Genomic DNA, 18098 nt, shown 5'->3' on the forward strand with positions numbered 1-18098 from the left:
CGAAAAAGTTATACTTTTAGACATGCCACCTGACGATTACCTGTGTATTGTTTAAGTTCTGGTTGAGTAGTAAAACACTCACGAGTTGCAATTGGGCATCTTGCCGCAAAGTTACATCCTTCTGTTGGTTCCTGCGACGTATCAATCAATTCTTTTGGCCTGATTTTCTCCTTTTTCTCAAAAACCGAAGGTGAGTAACTTATTAGTATTTTGGTATATGGGTGTAACGGGTTCCTGTATATCTCTTCTGCATCACCAATTTCGACTATTTTGCCCAGATATATAATTGCAAGTTTGTCACTTACAAATTTACCGAGCGATATATCGTGGGTTATAAACATCATTGAAGTATTTTTCAAGTGAACTAAATCGAGAAGTAGATTAATAACACTTGCACGCACGGACAAGTCAAGCATAGAAACACACTCATCAGCTATTAGAAAGCTTGGGTCCAACATCATTGCACGTAATACCGAAATTCTCTGAAGTTGTCCACCTGAAAGCTCGTAAGGATACCGTTTCAGAAAAGCTGATGGTGGCTCAAATCCTGCTTTGGACAAGAAACTTTCTACAATCTCCCTCATTTCAGATGTGTTTTGACCAATTCCGTGGATTTTGAGAGGTCTTATCATTGAATCAAGAATGGTAAGTCTTGGGTCGAACGAGTCATAAGGATTTTGAAATATTATCTGTATATCTCTTCTAGTTTGCTTATCCAGTTTGGACTTACCACTAATCTTCTTACCTTTGAAGATAATCTCTCCCGCTGTTTCTTTCTCAATACGACTCAATACTAAGCCAAGCGTTGACTTTCCACATCCACTTTCTCCAAGAACTCCTAACACTTTTCCCTGCTCCGTGTGAAAAGAAACACCATCAACCGCTCTAACAAAACTCTTTCTTCCAAATTTTCTAATAGGGAAATATTTCTTTAACTTCTTCACCTCGATTATATTCACGCTATCACTTCCTTTGCCTTAAAACAAGCCACTTGCCTGCTATCAACGTCTATAAGCTGAGGGGTTTTCTCAAAACAGAGCTTTTCAGCGATAGGACACCTTGGTGCGAAAATACAACCTTTAGGTGGTTGCGACAAGTCTGGTAAGCTTCCCGGTATAACAGTAAGGTTTCCCCTTTTCTCAACAAATTCAGGCAATGAAGAAATCAAAGCCTTGGTGTACGGATGATATGGATTGTGTATGGTGTCATCTTTTGTTCCGTACTCAACAAGCTTTCCCGCGTACATTACTGCCACTTTGTCACAAAGTTCTGCTACTACTCCAATATCGTGAGTTATAACCATCCCCGTAAGTGACAGTTGCCTTACAAGTTGTTTGATTTCTTCTATTATCTGTCCCTGGGTTACAACGTCCAAAGCTGTTGTAGCTTCATCAAGAATAATGAATTTCGGAAAATTCACTAGAGACAGAGCTATCATTACTCTCTGCATCATACCTCCAGATAATTCATGTGGGTAAGATCTTAGCACCCTGTTCGGAAGATTCACCATCTTTAGAAGTTTTTCCAATCTGTCTTTTATGTCTTTCTTGGACATCTCCGGATTGTGAATTCTAACTGCCTCTTCTACCTGACCACCAACACGATGAACAGGGCTTAAAGCATTCATGGACTTCTGAAATACAATAGAAAACTCTTTCCACCTAATTTTCTTGATAGCCTCATCTGACATCGATATGAGATCGTAACCCAGCAGATTTATCTGTCCTGATTTTATATAAGCGTTTGCTGGCAAAAGCCTGACTATCGCATGAGCAAGCGTACTCTTGCCTGATCCTGATTCTCCAACCACTCCAACAAATTCACCCTTTTTGATATTAAGGCTCACATTATCAACTGCATGTATCTCTTTTCGAGCAACTCGATAACGAACCGTTAGATTTTCAATTCTGAGAACGGAACTCATTGTGATTCCACCTCGCTAAGTCTTGGATAAAGAGCATACTGTAATCCATCGCCAATAAAAGAGAACGCTACGACAGCTAAGACAGTGAAAACACCGGGAAAAATTATAGTCCACGAGGCAAATGACATGTAAGTTCTAGCTTCGTTTATCATTTTTCCCCAGCTTATAACATTGGGATCACCAAGTCCCAAAAAGCTCAGTGCCGCTTCTGTTAATATCGCTCCTCCCATTTGTAATGCACTATTGGCAACAACTGGATACATACCATTAGGAATTATGTGGGCAAATAAGATTCGAAGATTACTTTCTCCAATAGACTTGGAGATCTTAACAAAAGATCTCTCTTTAAGGCTAAGTGTTTGGGCTCTCATGATTTTCGCGTTAGATGGCCATGTTGTCAGTCCAATTACCAGTATGATGTAAAAAAGGTTACTACCAAATATTGCAACTATTATCAAAATCAAGAAGAATATAGGAAGCATCAGAAAGGAATCAATAATTTTACTAACTATCTCATCTGTAATTCCTCCATAGTAACCCGAAAAAGCTCCGACAAAAATACCCAAAACAGCAGAAATGCCAGCTGCCACAAATCCAACTGAAAGCGACACCCTGGTACCGTAGAGAATTCTACTAAATATGTCTCTTCCCAGATGATCCGTACCGAAAAGATGCTTTGCACTTGGAGATGCCAACACTTCACTTGACAAAGCATTGGGATTGTAAGGAGCTATTAGAGAAGCAAACAGTGCAAAGAAGGCAAGTATAAGAAATAAGATAAAGCCGGTTGTACCATATTTATTGGAAAAAAATCTCTTAGCAAACTCAGTAATTTTTTTCATCTCACCACTCCTTAGGTTAAGCTTATCCTAGGATCAACAATCGCTGTAACAATATCCGTCAAAATCATAGCTATGCTAATAAAGATTGCCATCAGAAAGTAGATCGCAAGAATTAATTGGTAATCTCGTCTAAAAATAGCATCCAGCATCAGCCTTCCCATTCCAGGCCATGCAAATACAATTTCTATTAAAGCCGAACCTGTAATTGCAAAGCCCAGTGTTATACCAAAGATTGTTAGGGGTGGGATAATTGCGTTTTTAACAATATATTTCCTGAAAAGCCTCTCTCTTGATATTCCAACTGCGGTTAGCGTAGTAACGTAATCTTCTTTGAAATTCTGTAGTATGCTAGCCCTAGTAACCCTGTAGAAAACAGGCATCTGTATAAGCATAAGCGTCAAAAGAGGCAATGTAAGATGATGGATAAAGTCTGCTATTTTGGCAAACCCTGTATATGTTTCCCTTAAGTTAAACATACCTGATGTAGGAAACCAGCTCAGCTTGGAAGAAAAAATTAGAATCATAATAAGCCCTAACCAGAAAGACGGTGTTGCGTAAAGTATGTAAGAAATCACTGAAACAACGGTATCGCCAAATTTGGCTTTTAAAAAGCTGACAAAAATGGCCAAATAGACCCCTATAATGAATGCAAGTACACTACCTGTTATCGTTAAAATTAATGTGGGGAAAATACGCTCCCTAATCAGAGACCAGCTGGATTGATCATATACGTAAGAATATCCTAGGTCTCCTCTAAAAAGGTTCGATATATATTTTATGTACTGAACAAAAATCGGTTGGTCAAGGCCATATTTCGCTTTAAGAGCTTGCACTACCTCTTGTGACGGTTGTTCTATTCCAGTCATTATGGTTGCCGGATCACCCGGTGCGAGGTGAATCACAAAAAAGTTTAAGGTCATTACCATAAATATGAGAATAACCGCTGCAACAATCCTTCTGGCCAGAAATCTTCCGAAGTGGTTCATCTTTATTATTCCCCCTTTAATTACTAAAAAAAGGGGCCACCACAGAGAAGATGAAATATGGTGGTCCCTTTTAATAAGCTATCTTAATTACTTATCAAGCCATACTTTCGCATAATTGTTATATCCAACAACTCCGGTTAATTCGTATGGTAATCCTTTTACGTAATCTTTATGAACATTTCTACTTGCCACTTCACCTATTACATACATAGGAAGGTCTTGTGAAAGAATTTCCTGAACTTTGAAGTAGTATTCCGCTCTTTCCTTTATATCCGACAGCTCCCCAGCCTTTTGGAGTAAAGTATCTACTTCCTCGTTAGAATATCCCATTACGTTTATATCCCCATCACTACCGACTCTGAGTTTCAAGTTGTCAGGATCCGGACCTTGAAAACCATCAAGCTCTGTTATATCGAAGTCTTTTGCTTTGAGAACTTTTTCAATATACGCTGCTATTTCATATTCTTCCAGTTTTACCTTTATACCCACTTTGTCGAGTTGTTCTTTAATAACTGTAGCCATATCTCTCCATTCCTGGCCTTGGAAATATACCAACACTGCCTCAAATCTGTATCCATCAGCCTGTCGTGGGTACCCAGCTTCATCTAATAGTTTCTCCGCCAGTTGTGGGTTATATTCAGGCATTTTTGCGTTAGGATTGTATGCCCAAGGAATAGCCGGAGTGTAAAAACCTTCTGCAACTTCTCCATACTTTATTGCTTTGTCGAATATTTCTTTTCTATTTAGGGCATATGCTACTGCAAATCTGACTTTCTTATCGTGGAAAGGAGATTCTCTTCCACCAATATTAAATGCTATGTAATACCTACTTGGTGCTGGTTTCATCTTTACTACGACCCCAGGTATTCTTTTGAGAATTGAAATCTGAGCATTACTCACATTTCCATCATAATCGACCTCTCCATTCAGGAAAGCTTGAAGTGCAGTATTTTCGTCTGGCAGTATTTTGAAAACGATTTTGTCGACATAAGGTTCTCCCAAAAAGTAATCCGGATTCTTTTCAACAGTTACATGATCGCCCTTCACCCATTCTACAAACTTGAATGGACCGGTACCAACAGGGTTCTGATTATGTGGGTTGCTAAGCCAATCAACCGGCGAACCGTTCTCAGTGATATCGTAGAGATGTTGAGGCATGATCCACGTTCCATACCACGCTAGGAATCCTAAGAAAGGTGCATATGGTCTGGACAGTTTGATAACCACGGTATATTCATCCGGTGTCTCAATATTCTCAACATCTACAAGGTTCTTCCAAGCTGGGGCTTCTTTATGCGTTCGTATCTGATTCAGCGTCCATGCAACGTCTGCAGAAGTAAAGGGATATCCATCATGCCATTTAACACCCTTCCTTAGATGGAAAGTGTAGGTCAAACCATCTTCTGACACTTCCCAACTCTCAGCCAGATCAGGTATAACATTATAGTCCGCATCAAGTGTTATTAGTTTGCTGAAGATACATCCGTAAATCCCGCTACCTGCATCGTCTACTTTTGCATCTGGGTTAAACGAAATAGGATCTCCCCAGTGCGCGATTATAAAAGTACCGCCTTTTTTCGGTGTTCCTCCTGCAAGTAACACAACTGACAGCACGACTACTAATAAAAAAGCAAAACACTTCTTCACAGCTCACACCCCCTACTTAGGAATAGGAATGTAATATTAATTGCTCAAAACTGCTTCACCATTAATTAGAACTTTTTCAATTTTCGTACCGAGTTTTAGTGGATGACCACTACAAATCACAATATCTGCATCTTTTCCAACTTCCAAACTACCTACTTTTTCGTCAATCCCAAGAATTCTTGCAGGATTTATTGTTATCGTTTTCAGCGCCTCATCGTAATCAAGTCCATTTCTAACAAGAACGGAAGCTGAAAACCGTAAATGCTTTTGAGGTACAACTGGATGATCTGTCATTAAAGCTACAAGTACTCCCTTTTTTGCAAGTTCCACAGGTATCTTGTCGTTAACATACCGATAATAGGAGAAAGTTCTTGAAATGAGCACGGGACCGTACACTACCGGAATTCCAGAATCAAAAATCTCGTCAGTGACAAGGTCACCACCAAAAACATGGTCAATGCTTGCATTTATTCCAAATTCTTTTATCAACCCAATTATTGACCTTATTTCGTCCGGATATAGAGAAAGATGAATTTTCGCGGGCATTTCTCCTTTTAAAACCTTTGCCACAACCTCGTATTCATACTTTTTATCATCATCAATTTTCAGTTGACCGTTCATCCATTCCCTGACACTTCTAAAAACACTTCTCATTAGTGCAATAGTACCCATTCTTGTCGTTGGGTAAGGTTGATTAGATTTTCGGTCTTGGTTTCTCTTTGGACCTGAAGCCATTTTCAGAGCTGCTTCGGATTTTACAATTTCTCCTGATGTTTTCATTATCAAACCCACACCACATATGACGTTCGCACTTCCCGGGCCTGTATAGACTGTCGTTACACCTCCACCTATGGCGTCTTTAAAAGCAGGATCATAGAAATTAAGTGCGTCGATAGCTCTCATTTGAGGAGTAACAGGTCCTGAAACATCATTAACATCTGAATATTCCCAGTCCAAACCTTCTGGTATTAAACCTATATGACTATGAGCATCTATAAAGCCGGGTGTAACGAACTTATCCTTAGCATCAATTATTTCAACATCAGGACTCAGTTCTTTCATCGGACCAACATAAGAAATCTTGCTATTCTCTATCAACACAAGGCCATCATCTATGTTTTTCCCTGTTCCTGTCCATATTTTTCCCCCTACAACTGCAATCATTAGTCAATTCCCCCTTTGTAACAGACTTCTCCATCTACGATGGTATATTCAACGTGTGTATCAGGACTAAAGGGTTCTCCAGACAGAATGACTATGTCAGCGTCTTTCCCGGGTTCTATAGAACCCACCCTATCATCAATGCCAAGTATTTTAGCCGCATTAACAGTTATCAATGAGAGCGCTTGGCTTATTGAATAACCTTCTGCAGTTGCTAGTCCTGCTAACATATCCAAATACTCAATTGGTATAGTTGGATGGTCCGTTGTAATAGAGAAGACCAGCTCCCTGATTTTTGAAAGATTGGATGAATCGAGGTTTTCCAGTTCCGTTCCGCGTTTAGAAAATACTATTGGGCCATAAACTATTGGTACATCGGTAAGTTCATCTTTAACCAAAAATGCCTCTGTTGCGTGATCGAGTATGACCTTAATGCTAAATTCTTGGGAAAATCTAAGAACTGAAACAATATCTCTTGCAGTGTGTATATGGACTCTTAAAGGGATTTTGCCTTCAATTACAGGGACAAGTGCTTCTAGTTTTGGATCATAATTCTTCTCCTCTTTCAAGGAATATTCTTTTGCTTTCAAAAACATTTTCCTTAGTTCCGACATTATGCCCATCCGTGTGGTTGGACTTAATTTCTGCTCAGCCAGGAATCTTTTTGGGTGTTCACCAACCGCCACTTTTACGAAAGCTGATTCTTCGATCATTCTCTTGTTTGTCTTAAATATAGCCCCCTGTCCTGGCATAATAGTTATTCTTTCCACGCTTGATCCAAATGACATGTAAGCCCCTGGCAAAATCCCAACTGTTGTAACCCCTGCACTCAACGCACCGTCAAATGCTGGATCAAAAACATCCATACCTTCTACAACATTTAATTGAGGGGTAATTGGGTCAACAAGATCAATACCATGGTCCCCAGGATCTCCCTCGAGTCTGTAAATACCAATATGTGTATGGGGGTCAATAAATCCAGGTACTATAAACTTATTTGTGGCGTCAATAACCTGATCAGTCGGAAGATTTTTGAGAGCAGAGCGTGTGGTAATTTCTGTTATCTTTCCGTTATCAATAAAAATTACAGCGTCTTCAATTTGCTCACTTGGAGTTAATACTGTCCCACCAATGATTATCAAAACCATTCCCCCTCCACAGATTAGTTGATAGTGTTACCTGCTTTAATAAAACATGCTAAAATTCCCATTGTTTCATAAAAAAGTAAGTACTCTCCTCAACGACGGATATTCACAAGACTCGTCATAACTTTGTCTGTTTCTGCTGAAAATTCTGTAAGGTCAATCTTATCTTGGTTGTCTCGGTTTTCATCTATTACTTTTGTACACAAACGCATGGATCTTTGTGCTCAATTTAGTTATGAAATACTACTTCACTTCAAAATTAGTTCGGTTACCTTACCATACTATTTTTAAATCGGATTATAACATCTACTAATAATCATCTCCAAATCCCTCAGGGAAGACTATGAATCCGCGGAAAAACAGCTTACAACGTTATTTGAGCAAACGACGGACATATCGTAACCAGAGTTCTAATATATCGTAACCGAAGTTCTAATATATCGTAACCGGAGTTCTAAATGATGACTGCTGTGTAGTTAAACTTTGTAAAGAGAACGCGGTGCGTTAGATGAATTTCCTTATGGTGGATCTAAAAATGACATGCTACAAAATAGTCCAAACAAGCGAGAATCTCAGCTTATGCACTTTGAATTAACAAAGAACTCGAAGGCAATTGTACGAACAAAATGTCCTACTTCAATCGTTTTCTTGGCAGCCCAAAGATAGTAGTTGAACCTGAATTCTTCCAAGAAATCCCTGAGCCCAATCTGGTCTTTGGCAGAACGATAGAACCTCTTGTGGAATAGAACTTTCCAAGATGCTCGGTTCTATTTCCACGCCATTTGATCACAATTTCATTCAATATGACGCATTTAGGAGAGATGGATTCAACTATCAAATAAGATAATGCTCCAGTGGAAATGGAATTTGAGTTCAGGAACCTTAAGTTTGAAGATCGAGAGCAATCACATAACTCAGTAAGTCTTTTGGTGTTTTATAGTTTGCTAATAACAGTGTAGAGGAATAACTAAGAACGAATCTTTCCTGCTCTTTTTGGTTGAAGCGAATAGTCTTAATGACATCCGGGAGAATCTGTGAACTTTTCGTGGGGGGCATGGAATTATCTTTTCGTATGGTTTGGTTAACACTGCATGTTTTGCCTTTTTGAAGATACGAGGGTTTTTTATTTTTACAGCATTCATTTTATATTGCTTAATTGAATGAGGTGCAGAAGATCAATTTCGACAGATATGCCGGTATAATGCAGATGAAAGAAACACAAAAACATATGATGTTTCCGTGTTTTTTCGTTTAGAATGGAAAGCATTATTACCAAAATTCAGAAATGCCTTAAACATTTGATTTTAGAGTATCAAGCCTTCATCTTCCAGTAGTCCTCGGGGTTTGAGGTTACCGCTATTCTTATAAGCGCATTTTCAAATTCTTCAGGAGTCCATTCGATGTCAGGATATTTTTCCCAGCAGTTGTCAAGGATTCTGTTCAACCCTGTTTCAAGGCCTTTTAGTTCGTTGCGGGTGAAGATATTGTGTTCAAAGGATAAGTTAGTAATATATACCCTGTTTATTCTTTTTACCTTTCCTATGCTTTGCACATTTATGAATACTCTTCTTATCGTACCGTAATACTTGATGAGCAAAAGAGGCATCCAGATGGTTTTTCCATCGGACCCGGTGGTTATAACTTCTCTGAGTTTCACAGCATAAATGCTTCTTTTCTCTCTTGCCGCGCTCTTCATCGCAGCCCAGTGTTTCATAGGGTTTATTTTGTTCACCCAGTAAAGATATAATGAATATTCTGACTCGTTCTCGGGCATCAGAACGTAGTTTAGTAGCTTAAATTCCTCTCTCAATCTGCTAATTATACCCACCCTGGACCTCCTTTCAACTTCGTTGTGGAATTGCTCTCTATTATTTATTATGGCATTCATTGTGCAGTGCCCTACTACTATTATAAAGGAGTTTATGGGAGTGGTAGCATGAAAAGCATAATGGTTCTTGTTTTTTAGTTGTTCTCAGTGCCTTTGGCGTAAGTTGCAGCGGATGCTGGCGGTCTTCACCAACACCGTACTTGCTTTTGCAGACGAAGTCGCAGCTCCAAACCGTTTTGTGGCTTGCATATCCACAAAGAGCCGTTTACCATTGTCCGTCTTCCGTTGACCGATAAGAACCTCTTCTTGGAAAGAGCGGGTTTAGAGTATGGGGTATAGAAAAAACCGAGAGCCGAAAGCCGGTGAGCACGCTGGCGCGTGAGTAAGTCCAGCTACACCAGGGATTAGCACTTCTTCGAAGTGGATATGCGTTCCTACGGAACGGCTATGCGCCTTCGGCGGAAAGAGCTTTGTCATAAACCGGCTCAAAGAGCCGCAGGTCCGCGACGTAGGAGCGCTTGTCCACACGAAGTGTGCATATCCTGACAGAGTCAGCATATCACGCGCCCTTTGCGTTCTCTCGGATCTCTGGTTTTTTCCATACCCCAGACCCTATACCCCAAACCCGCTCTTTTCTAATCTCTATTCTCTAGTCTCTAATCTCGAATCTCGGTTCTCGATTATCACCTACAACCAACAACCTACCACCCACAACCGTTTCTCACATCTGCTGCAAGCGTGTCTTCCTGACGGAGTCAGTCGTACCTATATCAAGAACTTTCCATCTTTGTAGATTAGTTCACCGTCGGCGTAGATCTCGCCGCCTTTTCTCATGTCGCAGAGCATGTCCCAGTGAATGTCTGATTCATTTTTGCCACCTGTTTCGGGGTAAGATCTTCCGAGGGCGAGATGAACAGTGCCACCGATCTTTTCGTCGAAGAGCATGTTCTTTGTGAACCTTGTGATATTGTAATTTGTGCCCATGGCGATCTCTCCCACATACCTCGCACCTCTTATCTCGAGGAGCTGTTCGAGAAGTTCCTGCCCCTTTGAGGCTTCGGCCTTCACCACTTTACCGTTTTCAAAAGTAAGCCTGATATCTTCAATCTCTCGTCCTTGGTAGATTCCTGGAAAGGAAAAGCGAATGTGTCCGTTCACCGTGTCTTCAACGGGGCCTGTGAAAACTTCGCCGGAGGGAAAATTTACATGTCCATCGCTGTTAATCCATTTTCGTCCTTCGATGCTCATTTCGATATCCGTGTCTTCTGAAACTATTCTGAGGTGCTTTTTCGTGTTCAGGAAATCCACGTATTTCTGTTGTTCATCGTGAATTCTTTTCCATTCAGCTACAGGGTCATCGCTGTCTAAATGACAGGCAGTGTATACGAAATCTTCGTAATCACTCAGCGACATGGAAGCTTCCTGCGCATCAGCTTCAGTGGGAAACTGGGTGCCACACCACCGCAGCTCGCCCTTTCCCATGCGATCAAAGAAGATTTCCATCAACTTACTCCTGCCTTCGGCATTCTTTTTCACATTTTCGGGAGGGACATTGCTCAGCATTCTAGTATTGGAAGTCCCCAAGATTGAAATTAAAGCATCCACCGATTTTGCCATTGTCATGACGCTTTCAGGCACATAAGTTAGTTGTTCGTCGTTCCCAAATTTCAACAATTTCTCCCTCAATGCCGTGTCATCTATCACCACCTGTATGAGCGCGCCGGCATTCAAAGCTTCCTGATATACCGCTCTGATGAGCGGTAGAGAAACTACTTCTCCATTTATCATGAGTTTTTCACCGGGCTTCAGAGTCAGACAGTACTCAACAAGTACTTTTGCGTGCTTAAGAATTCTTTCGTCCATAACACACCTCCTTGTGGAGATTTGTGGAGAATAACATAAAATTATATCATGCTGTTGAAAAGGGAAAGTTGCTCTAAATGCCACAGTGAAGAGCTTCTAATATTTTGTGCCGATTTGATATGATAATATATCATATATAATTAACTTCCAAGGGGTGAAAAGATGCACAGATAATTCCACCTTCCGCATAGCAACATAATTGGGAATGCGAGTGGCCACGGCCACAAAGTTTTCTTTTGGAGGTGGAATTATCATGCTTCATATAAAACAACTTCGTTTTTCTTTCGGCGCTAATGAAGTGCTTAAAGGTGTAGATCTCGATATTCTTCCGGGTGAAGTCGTTGCCCTGCTTGGAGCGAACGGTTCTGGTAAGACAACATTGCTCAACATCATCCGTGGTGTTTTGAAACCAGATTCTGGTGCAGTTATTTTGGAAAATACGGTGAGATTCGCCTTTCTTCCACAGGAAACTCCCCCTTTTGAGGGTACCGCTATGGAGTTTCTTCTGGAAAGTTTTCCGGAAATTGGGCGAATTTATCGAACTATGACTTCACTTCCCATTGATTCTCCGGATTATGCAGAAGCGATAAACGAGTTCCACAAACTCGGTGGCTTCGAACTTGAAGCGAAAATCAACGCCAGGCTTTACAAATACGGTTTTGTCGAAGAAGATTTGAAACGCCCCTATTCCAGTTTTTCCAAGGGACAGCAAAGGCTCTGGGCAATTTTTCGGGTCTTTTTGAGGGGAGCTAATCTTCTCCTACTCGATGAACCCACCAATCATCTCGACCTGCAAATGTGCCAGAAGCTTGAGAGAGTCATTCTCGAATACAAATCAAAAAAATGTAGTGTGCTTCTTGTGAGCCATGACAGGCTTCTGATAGACAGGGTGGCAGACAGGAGCTATTATTTGAAAACAGGAACCGCAGTATCGGTAAATGGCGGCTATTCCCTCATGTTATCCCATCTTAAAAGCGATTTTGAATCGAGATTGAGGGAAGCAAAGGAGATAGAGCGAAAAATAAAACAGCTGGAATTTGAAGTGTCCAGAAGAATTTCCTGGGCATCGAGTAAAGAGGCGAAAAAGAAATTCGCCGACAAGGTGATGAACAAGGGACATATAGGGCGCAAAGCTGCAAAACTCGCGAAGCGGGCGAAAGCAGTGCAGAAACGAACACAGGCGATGATTCGAGAGTTAAAAGAGAAAAAGCCTTTCGTTGAGAAACCTATTGAAATCGAGCTTCCACAGTATGAAGTTTCATCGAGGAAGGTGATTTCTGCCACCGGGTTGAGCTTTGCCTTTGGCACAAAAACACTGTTCAGAGACGTGAATCTTGAACTGTATACAAAAGACCGGGTAGGACTTATCGGACCGAATGGTTGCGGAAAAACGACGCTCATGCGCTGTCTCGTGGGAGAATTGAAACCTCAGGGCGAATTATACAGGAACGACAATGTCAGGTGGAAGTATATCCCCCAAGATGTGAGGGCGTTCTTCAGAACCGGATCATTGATAGATAACTTGCGTGTACCTGAGCTTGATGAACTCCAGCTCAGACAAGCTCTTGGGGCAGCGGGCTTTAGAAGAGACAAGGTATTCCAAGATGTAGGTTCGTTGAGCTATGGGGAGCTCATGAGAGCTGCGATTCTCAAAGCGATGCTGGAAAAGATTGAGTTCCTATTCCTGGACGAGCCAACAAACCATTTGGACATCGAATCCCTCGAAATTCTGGACCGGCTCTTCAATGCATTTCCAGGTGGTATGTTTTTCATAAGCCATGACAGGCATTTCATAGCCACCCACGGAGACAGCTTGTACACCTTTGAAGCTGGGAACATAAGGCTTTTGTTTGAAGAAACTCCCGTCGACCTTACGGAGTTTTCCCGGACCATTGAAATCATTTCTCAGACATCAGAAGATGTTAAGAACGAGAAAGAAAAATAAAAGGTACGCAGGAATTAAATTGGAAAAGTGAAAGAAATGTAACTAAATCGAACCGCAAATGGGGGAGAGAGCATGTTTACATAAGGCTTGCAGTCGTTGGCAGGAAGGTTTTTGGAATATATAAAACGATCACAAAAGAGCTGCACGGATGATGATAGACAGAATAAGAAATTTTCAAGGACGCTTTGAGCTCAACAAAAAGTTGTCGACTCTTGGAGTGGAAAGGGAACAATTAGCAAAATGGTAGAACTTCCTACAGTGCCATGTATAAAGTCATAGAAACAACGCCAGGTATATTGAATAAAGAAGATCTTCTCGAAATACTCAAAAAGGCTTTTTGAGATCGACTTCAGCCCTCTGTATAATTGAACACACCGACAAAAAGGAGGGAGAGCAATGCCTAAGGTAACGGAGAAGGGCCAGATTTTTGTGTGTGAAATTTGTGGAAACGTTGTAGAGGTTAAAGAAGTTGGTGGCGGTGAGTTAGTTTGCTGTGGCCAACCTATGACCTTAAAAGAGAATTAGTTGTTTCTTAAACTATCATAACTGTGGCATTAGCAATGTGATTTTTGTTGAAAAAGCCTTTTAAAAGAGGCTTTTTCAATATGAACAGTAGTGGTGAGCTCTTACCTGCCGGGTTTTGTGCTGGGTTACCGGATTCAAAATTCCTGGTTTCTGGTGTAAAGTGAAATGAAATGATATGTAAGAATCTTCAACCAGTGTGATAGCTATTAAGATTTTATCAAACGACTAAAAATAAATCAGTGGTAAAATGATTATTATCATTATGTTATTATGTGGACCAGCCGAATCCGGAGGCGAGCAAATGAGAAAGAAAACGCTGTGGTTGATATGGATTTTAGGTACCGTCTTATTGTGGGAACTTTCCAGAGTTAATTATTTGTTCTTTCACTCGATTATCGAGACCCTGGCTATTGTTGTTGGCTTTTCAATATTTGTCATCGCGGTATTTTCCTATCGATTTATAGACAACTTATTTATCAAAAAATTGGGAATTGTTTACTCAGCGGTTATTATTGTAGACTTTGTGCATATGCTCTCTTATAAGAATATGGGAGTTTTTTTGAATTTTGACGCCAATCAACCCACTCAGTTCTGGATACTTGGAAGGGTTTTGGAAACCTTCGGGCTGTTATATGCAGTTGCTTTAAGTGACAAGCATAATAAATTCTTCTGCTGCATTTTTTATCCCATCACTGCTGCTGGAATCTGGGCTGTATTTGCACGTGCTTTTCCGGACTGTTTCATTGAAGGACAGGGTCTTACTCAATTCAAGGTTTTTACAGAATATGTGCTTGTATCCGTGATAGTTGTTTTGCTATTCTACGCAAAGAAAATCAAAAAACCGGATATTGAGCCCTATAAATCAGCGCTATTTTTCTCCCTTGCTTTTACTGCTCTTGCTGAGCTCTCTTTTACCTTATATTCCGATGTCTTTGGCTTTTTCAACATGCTTGGGCATTTATTCAGACTGATGTCTTATGTATCGATACTCAATGGTATCGTAATACAGAGCATTAAAGTACCTTTGAGGACACTTTATAATCAAGTTCATTTAGAGAAAGAGAAATTCCGAAAGGAAGCTCACTTGGACTCACTTACAGGCGTAAATAACAGAAGATTCCTCGAGCTTTATACGAGCGCTGAATGCAAAATGTTCGAAGAGCAATTATTCAGCGTTGCCATGATAGATGTTGATAATTTCAAAGAGATAAACGACCGATATTCGCATATGATAGGAGATGAGGTTCTTAAAGTGATCGCAAAAGCGATCAAGAAAGTCGTTCGAAAGGGCGACATTGTCATTAGATATGGCGGGGATGAATTTTTGGTAATCTTTCCAGGAGCGAGCGCTAAAGATGTTGAAATGCCATTAAAACGTGTTCAAAAAATCCTTGAAGAAGAAGCAGAAAAGTTTAAGTTTTCGATTACTATCTCTTATGGAATTGCTGAAGGAACAAAAAAAGAGGATTTTTACAAAGCCTTGAAGATCGCTGATAAAAGGCTCTATGAAATGAAACAGCATATGAAAGAGCTTCATGAAAGGAACTCTTTGGACTGAAATTCATTTAAAATTCTACGAATGGGTTAACACTAACTTCAAACGATTTCCCGCATTTTCCAAAACCCTGAAATGAAGATTTGCGTTTCTCTCTGTGAATTCCGAAATCGTTGTGTAAGCCAGTATTGAAGGCAAATGGGACAATCATCCTTATATGCTGATGCTCACAAATCCGCCAGTGATTGCCTAAATAAGTGTTTGCAGAAATCTTGTTTAGTTTTTGGAAAGACTTTTCAATCCAGTTTAATAAACGAGTTGCCCGTTTTCCCTAACGTCTTCTGTAAGTACAAAAAGATTTATTTTAAGTCTTCGTGATCATATTCAATCTACTGATATTGTTTATTCTCTGCGAATCCTTTGACCAAATAACCTCGGTGATTCCAAGAGAATTGAAGAGGAATTCTTTAGCGGATTCAAGGGCACTTCTTCCCGTAATTTTTGAATGACTGCAGGCACCGGGTGGAAAGCTCCTGTGTTATAAATAAATTTTTCTCCCGGCGTATCCTCCATAGCAGATTGAGCATAAAAATGTTAGAAGTATTTTCTGGGCACGTGCCTTAGTACCCTTTTGAAGGTATAATACGCTGCATAAAGTTCTCACTCACCTTTTATAACCTTAAGATTCCACTTTAAAAAAGTCACAGTTACTTTGAATGCACCTTTCAGGATTTTCCCCGAGAAGAGGAAGATACCAATCCCGACAAGCATAGTACCGAATATGAAGAGCAATTCCTGGTTCAAATTTGAGAAAGGCAGCAAAACGTTTCCCGGATAATAGTAATAAAACACAGGCAAGGCGACAAAAGCCGCTGCGATTGTAAAGATGGCAAAAATCAAAGCGTAAAACACTGCAAGAAAGGGGAGGGTAACAATTAAATTGAAAAATCCCAGACCTATTATGCTCATTATAGCTGTGAAAATGCTTCTGCTTTCATGTTTTTCATCGAGTACCCTGACGTTATGTTCTGCGAGTATTAATCTTGCGATCTTATCCGGATTACCTAAATCGCGACATATTTGATCTTCTGTCTTCCCCTGCCTTATTCCTTCCTGAAAATGCTCTCTGTAATCTTGAAGATACTCTTCTCTTTCAAGTGGCTTGAGCCTTTTTAAGCCCTTTTCTAATCTTCTTATGTATTCAGTACTGTCCATCTTCATCCCCCCTACCGAGGAGTTTGTTCACTCCGTTGTAGAATTCAAACCATTTTTTCCTTAGCTTTTTGTATTTAGCTACACCTTCGGGAGTGAGTTTGTAATACTTTCTTGCAGGTCCTTCAGAAGATTCTCTTATATAAGAAGTTAGCAAACCCTCCCTTTGCAAACGTTTAAGGAGAGGGTAGATCGTTCCTTCAGAAATCTGAATAGCCGTTGAAATTTTTTCCACGAGCTGATATCCATAGCAATCTTCCTCTGAAAGGACGCTGAGGACACACAGGTCCAATACGCCCTTTTTCATCTGCTTGTCCATCACTATACCTCTTTTCAATAAGGGCAATTTGTCAGTGCCCGCTAATTCTTATGTTTGAATTACTGGTGCTTAGATCTATATACAAATTTCCGCCCCCATAGATGCTGCCACTGATACTGGTTTTACCTATTTCTTTCGCGAGAACAGGTACATTATCCAGAATGATCCTCCCGTTGGAAGTATCGGCATCAATAACCGCACCGGTGCCATAAGGGACAATAAGTTCAATCTCTCCATTGCTAGTACTAAGTTCCAGATGACCAGATTCTGGGAGTTCTGAATCCAGAACGATTCTCCCGTTTGAAGTTTTCAGAGTGTTGTTTGTTCCTGTAAGCAAGGAATCTCTTACATATATACTGCCGTTAGAGGTTCTTAGAAATACCTGCGCCTTTGAATTCTTCAATTCCATAGATGCATTTGAAGTTTTGACATAAAGATAGCCCGTGAACCCATTGGCATAGAACTCTCCATTTGAACTATCAAGTTTTGCGTTGCCAGAAACTTTAAACAGGGAAATAGAGCCATTTGATGTGTCTCCCGTGATTTGAGTGTTGAGGTTTGAAAAGTTCAAATCTCCATTGCTTGTCTTGACCTCAACTCTGTCTACAAGGCCATATGGCACTTTGATGACCATTGAAACACCATAGCTCTTTAAAAATGCGGTTTTCGTCAACCTAGGAGTTACAATTCTTAATGTGTTCCCAAGAAATGTGATTTCTGGCTTTGTTAACTCAAAAAGCTCTTCTAGCCTGCCTTCAGGGTAACCTGTGTACCTCTGTTTTACTTCGAGCTGAATATCACTGTTATCCCAGCCTTCTACTCGAACGTACCCATTGATGGTGTTTATGTAAATCTCATCGATTTGTGGGTTTGAAAAAACCTCTGTGTATTCATTCTGATAGTTCGTAGAATCTTCGAATTCAAATCCATGAAAATCTATAGGTCCTATTAAGAATGAAGCTCCAATCAAAATCAAACCAAGGGCTAGAATTATCCCGGCAATTATATTTCCTTTTTTTCTTTGCACGATGTTCCCTCCCTTTGAATCGAGTCTTTCGAATCTTTGCAAAAACAAAACAGCTTTTCTGTAAAAGGATAGTATCGCATAGTAGCTTGTAATACAAGGTAGCGTGAGTTACAATATACACAATTAAAAATTACAATTATATTGGTGCTCCTCTTTTTTAATGCATTCGATTTTTTTGT

The 18098-nt window shown here is 40.3% G+C and carries 15 protein-coding genes; 3 read left to right on the top strand and 12 right to left on the bottom strand.

The genetic code is table 11. From position 1 onward, the window contains the following. Positions 1-8: 8 nt before the first annotated feature. The 9 genes from IX53_RS08305 to IX53_RS08350 form a co-directional block, all read right to left on the bottom strand. On the bottom strand, positions 9-959 hold the full coding sequence (locus IX53_RS08305) for an oligopeptide/dipeptide ABC transporter ATP-binding protein (RefSeq protein WP_047754944.1): 951 nt from the start codon (positions 957-959) through the stop codon (positions 9-11). Next, positions 956-1924, bottom strand: coding sequence for an ABC transporter ATP-binding protein (locus tag IX53_RS08310; RefSeq protein ID WP_047754945.1), 969 nt, complete (start codon positions 1922-1924; stop codon positions 956-958). Before IX53_RS08310 ends, IX53_RS08305 begins: the two co-directional genes overlap by 4 nt. Next, complete coding sequence (locus IX53_RS08315; RefSeq protein WP_047754946.1) at positions 1921-2766, bottom strand: ABC transporter permease; 846 nt, start codon at positions 2764-2766, stop codon at positions 1921-1923. The genes IX53_RS08310 and IX53_RS08315 overlap by 4 nt, the downstream gene beginning before the upstream one ends. An 11-nt stretch (positions 2767-2777) precedes the next feature. Beyond that, the gene (locus tag IX53_RS08320) at positions 2778-3752 is read right to left on the bottom strand and encodes an ABC transporter permease (RefSeq protein WP_047754947.1); all 975 of its coding nucleotides are present in this window, start codon (positions 3750-3752) and stop codon (positions 2778-2780) included. 87 nt (positions 3753-3839) lie between these two features. After that, positions 3840-5399, bottom strand: coding sequence for an ABC transporter substrate-binding protein (locus tag IX53_RS08325; protein WP_047754948.1), 1560 nt, complete (start codon positions 5397-5399; stop codon positions 3840-3842). 36 nt (positions 5400-5435) lie between these two features. Further along, on the bottom strand, positions 5436-6563 hold the full coding sequence (locus IX53_RS08330; RefSeq protein WP_047754949.1) for an amidohydrolase: 1128 nt from the start codon (positions 6561-6563) through the stop codon (positions 5436-5438). After that, positions 6563-7702 (bottom strand): amidohydrolase family protein, encoded by a 1140-nt coding sequence (locus IX53_RS08335; protein ID WP_169746213.1) that lies wholly within the window; start codon positions 7700-7702, stop codon positions 6563-6565. The genes IX53_RS08330 and IX53_RS08335 overlap by 1 nt, the downstream gene beginning before the upstream one ends. A 1315-nt stretch (positions 7703-9017) precedes the next feature. Then, positions 9018-9533, bottom strand: coding sequence for a hypothetical protein (locus IX53_RS08345; RefSeq protein WP_047754952.1), 516 nt, complete (start codon positions 9531-9533; stop codon positions 9018-9020). Between the two features lie 765 nt (positions 9534-10298). Then, positions 10299-11396 (bottom strand): aminopeptidase, encoded by a 1098-nt coding sequence (locus tag IX53_RS08350; RefSeq protein ID WP_047754953.1) that lies wholly within the window; start codon positions 11394-11396, stop codon positions 10299-10301. Between the two features lie 205 nt (positions 11397-11601). Between IX53_RS08350 and IX53_RS08355 the strand changes: the two genes are divergently transcribed. The 3 genes from IX53_RS08355 to IX53_RS08365 all read left to right on the top strand — a co-directional run bounded on the left by IX53_RS08355 (position 11602) and on the right by IX53_RS08365 (position 15424). After that, positions 11602-13341 (top strand): ABC-F family ATP-binding cassette domain-containing protein, encoded by a 1740-nt coding sequence (locus tag IX53_RS08355; protein ID WP_245612710.1) that lies wholly within the window; start codon positions 11602-11604, stop codon positions 13339-13341. A gap of 396 nt (positions 13342-13737) precedes the next feature. Further along, on the top strand, positions 13738-13866 hold the full coding sequence (locus IX53_RS08360) for a desulfoferrodoxin FeS4 iron-binding domain-containing protein (protein WP_047754955.1): 129 nt from the start codon (positions 13738-13740) through the stop codon (positions 13864-13866). 301 nt (positions 13867-14167) lie between these two features. Next, positions 14168-15424 carry a sensor domain-containing diguanylate cyclase gene (locus tag IX53_RS08365; protein WP_047754956.1) on the top strand — a complete coding sequence of 419 codons (1257 nt, stop codon included), beginning with the start codon at positions 14168-14170 and terminating at the stop codon, positions 15422-15424. Between the two features lie 597 nt (positions 15425-16021). On the opposite strand, the gene IX53_RS08370 is transcribed toward IX53_RS08365, so the two are convergent. Genes IX53_RS08370 through IX53_RS08380 form a run of 3 tightly spaced genes read right to left on the bottom strand, consistent with a single transcriptional unit; the run spans position 16022 to position 17919 of the window. Next, positions 16022-16576: a DUF1700 domain-containing protein gene (locus IX53_RS08370; RefSeq protein ID WP_047754957.1), complete on the bottom strand. Its 555-nt coding sequence runs from the start codon at positions 16574-16576 to the stop codon at positions 16022-16024. After that, positions 16563-16892 (bottom strand): PadR family transcriptional regulator, encoded by a 330-nt coding sequence (locus IX53_RS08375; protein ID WP_047754958.1) that lies wholly within the window; start codon positions 16890-16892, stop codon positions 16563-16565. The genes IX53_RS08370 and IX53_RS08375 overlap by 14 nt, the downstream gene beginning before the upstream one ends. Positions 16893-16923: 31 nt before the next feature. Beyond that, positions 16924-17919 carry a DUF4097 family beta strand repeat-containing protein gene (locus tag IX53_RS08380; protein ID WP_047754959.1) on the bottom strand — a complete coding sequence of 332 codons (996 nt, stop codon included), beginning with the start codon at positions 17917-17919 and terminating at the stop codon, positions 16924-16926. Between the last annotated feature and the right edge of the window lie 179 nt (positions 17920-18098).

It is taken from the genome of Kosmotoga pacifica, from assembly GCF_001027025.1.
Lineage (GTDB): Bacteria > Thermotogota > Thermotogae > Petrotogales > Kosmotogaceae > Kosmotoga_B > Kosmotoga_B pacifica.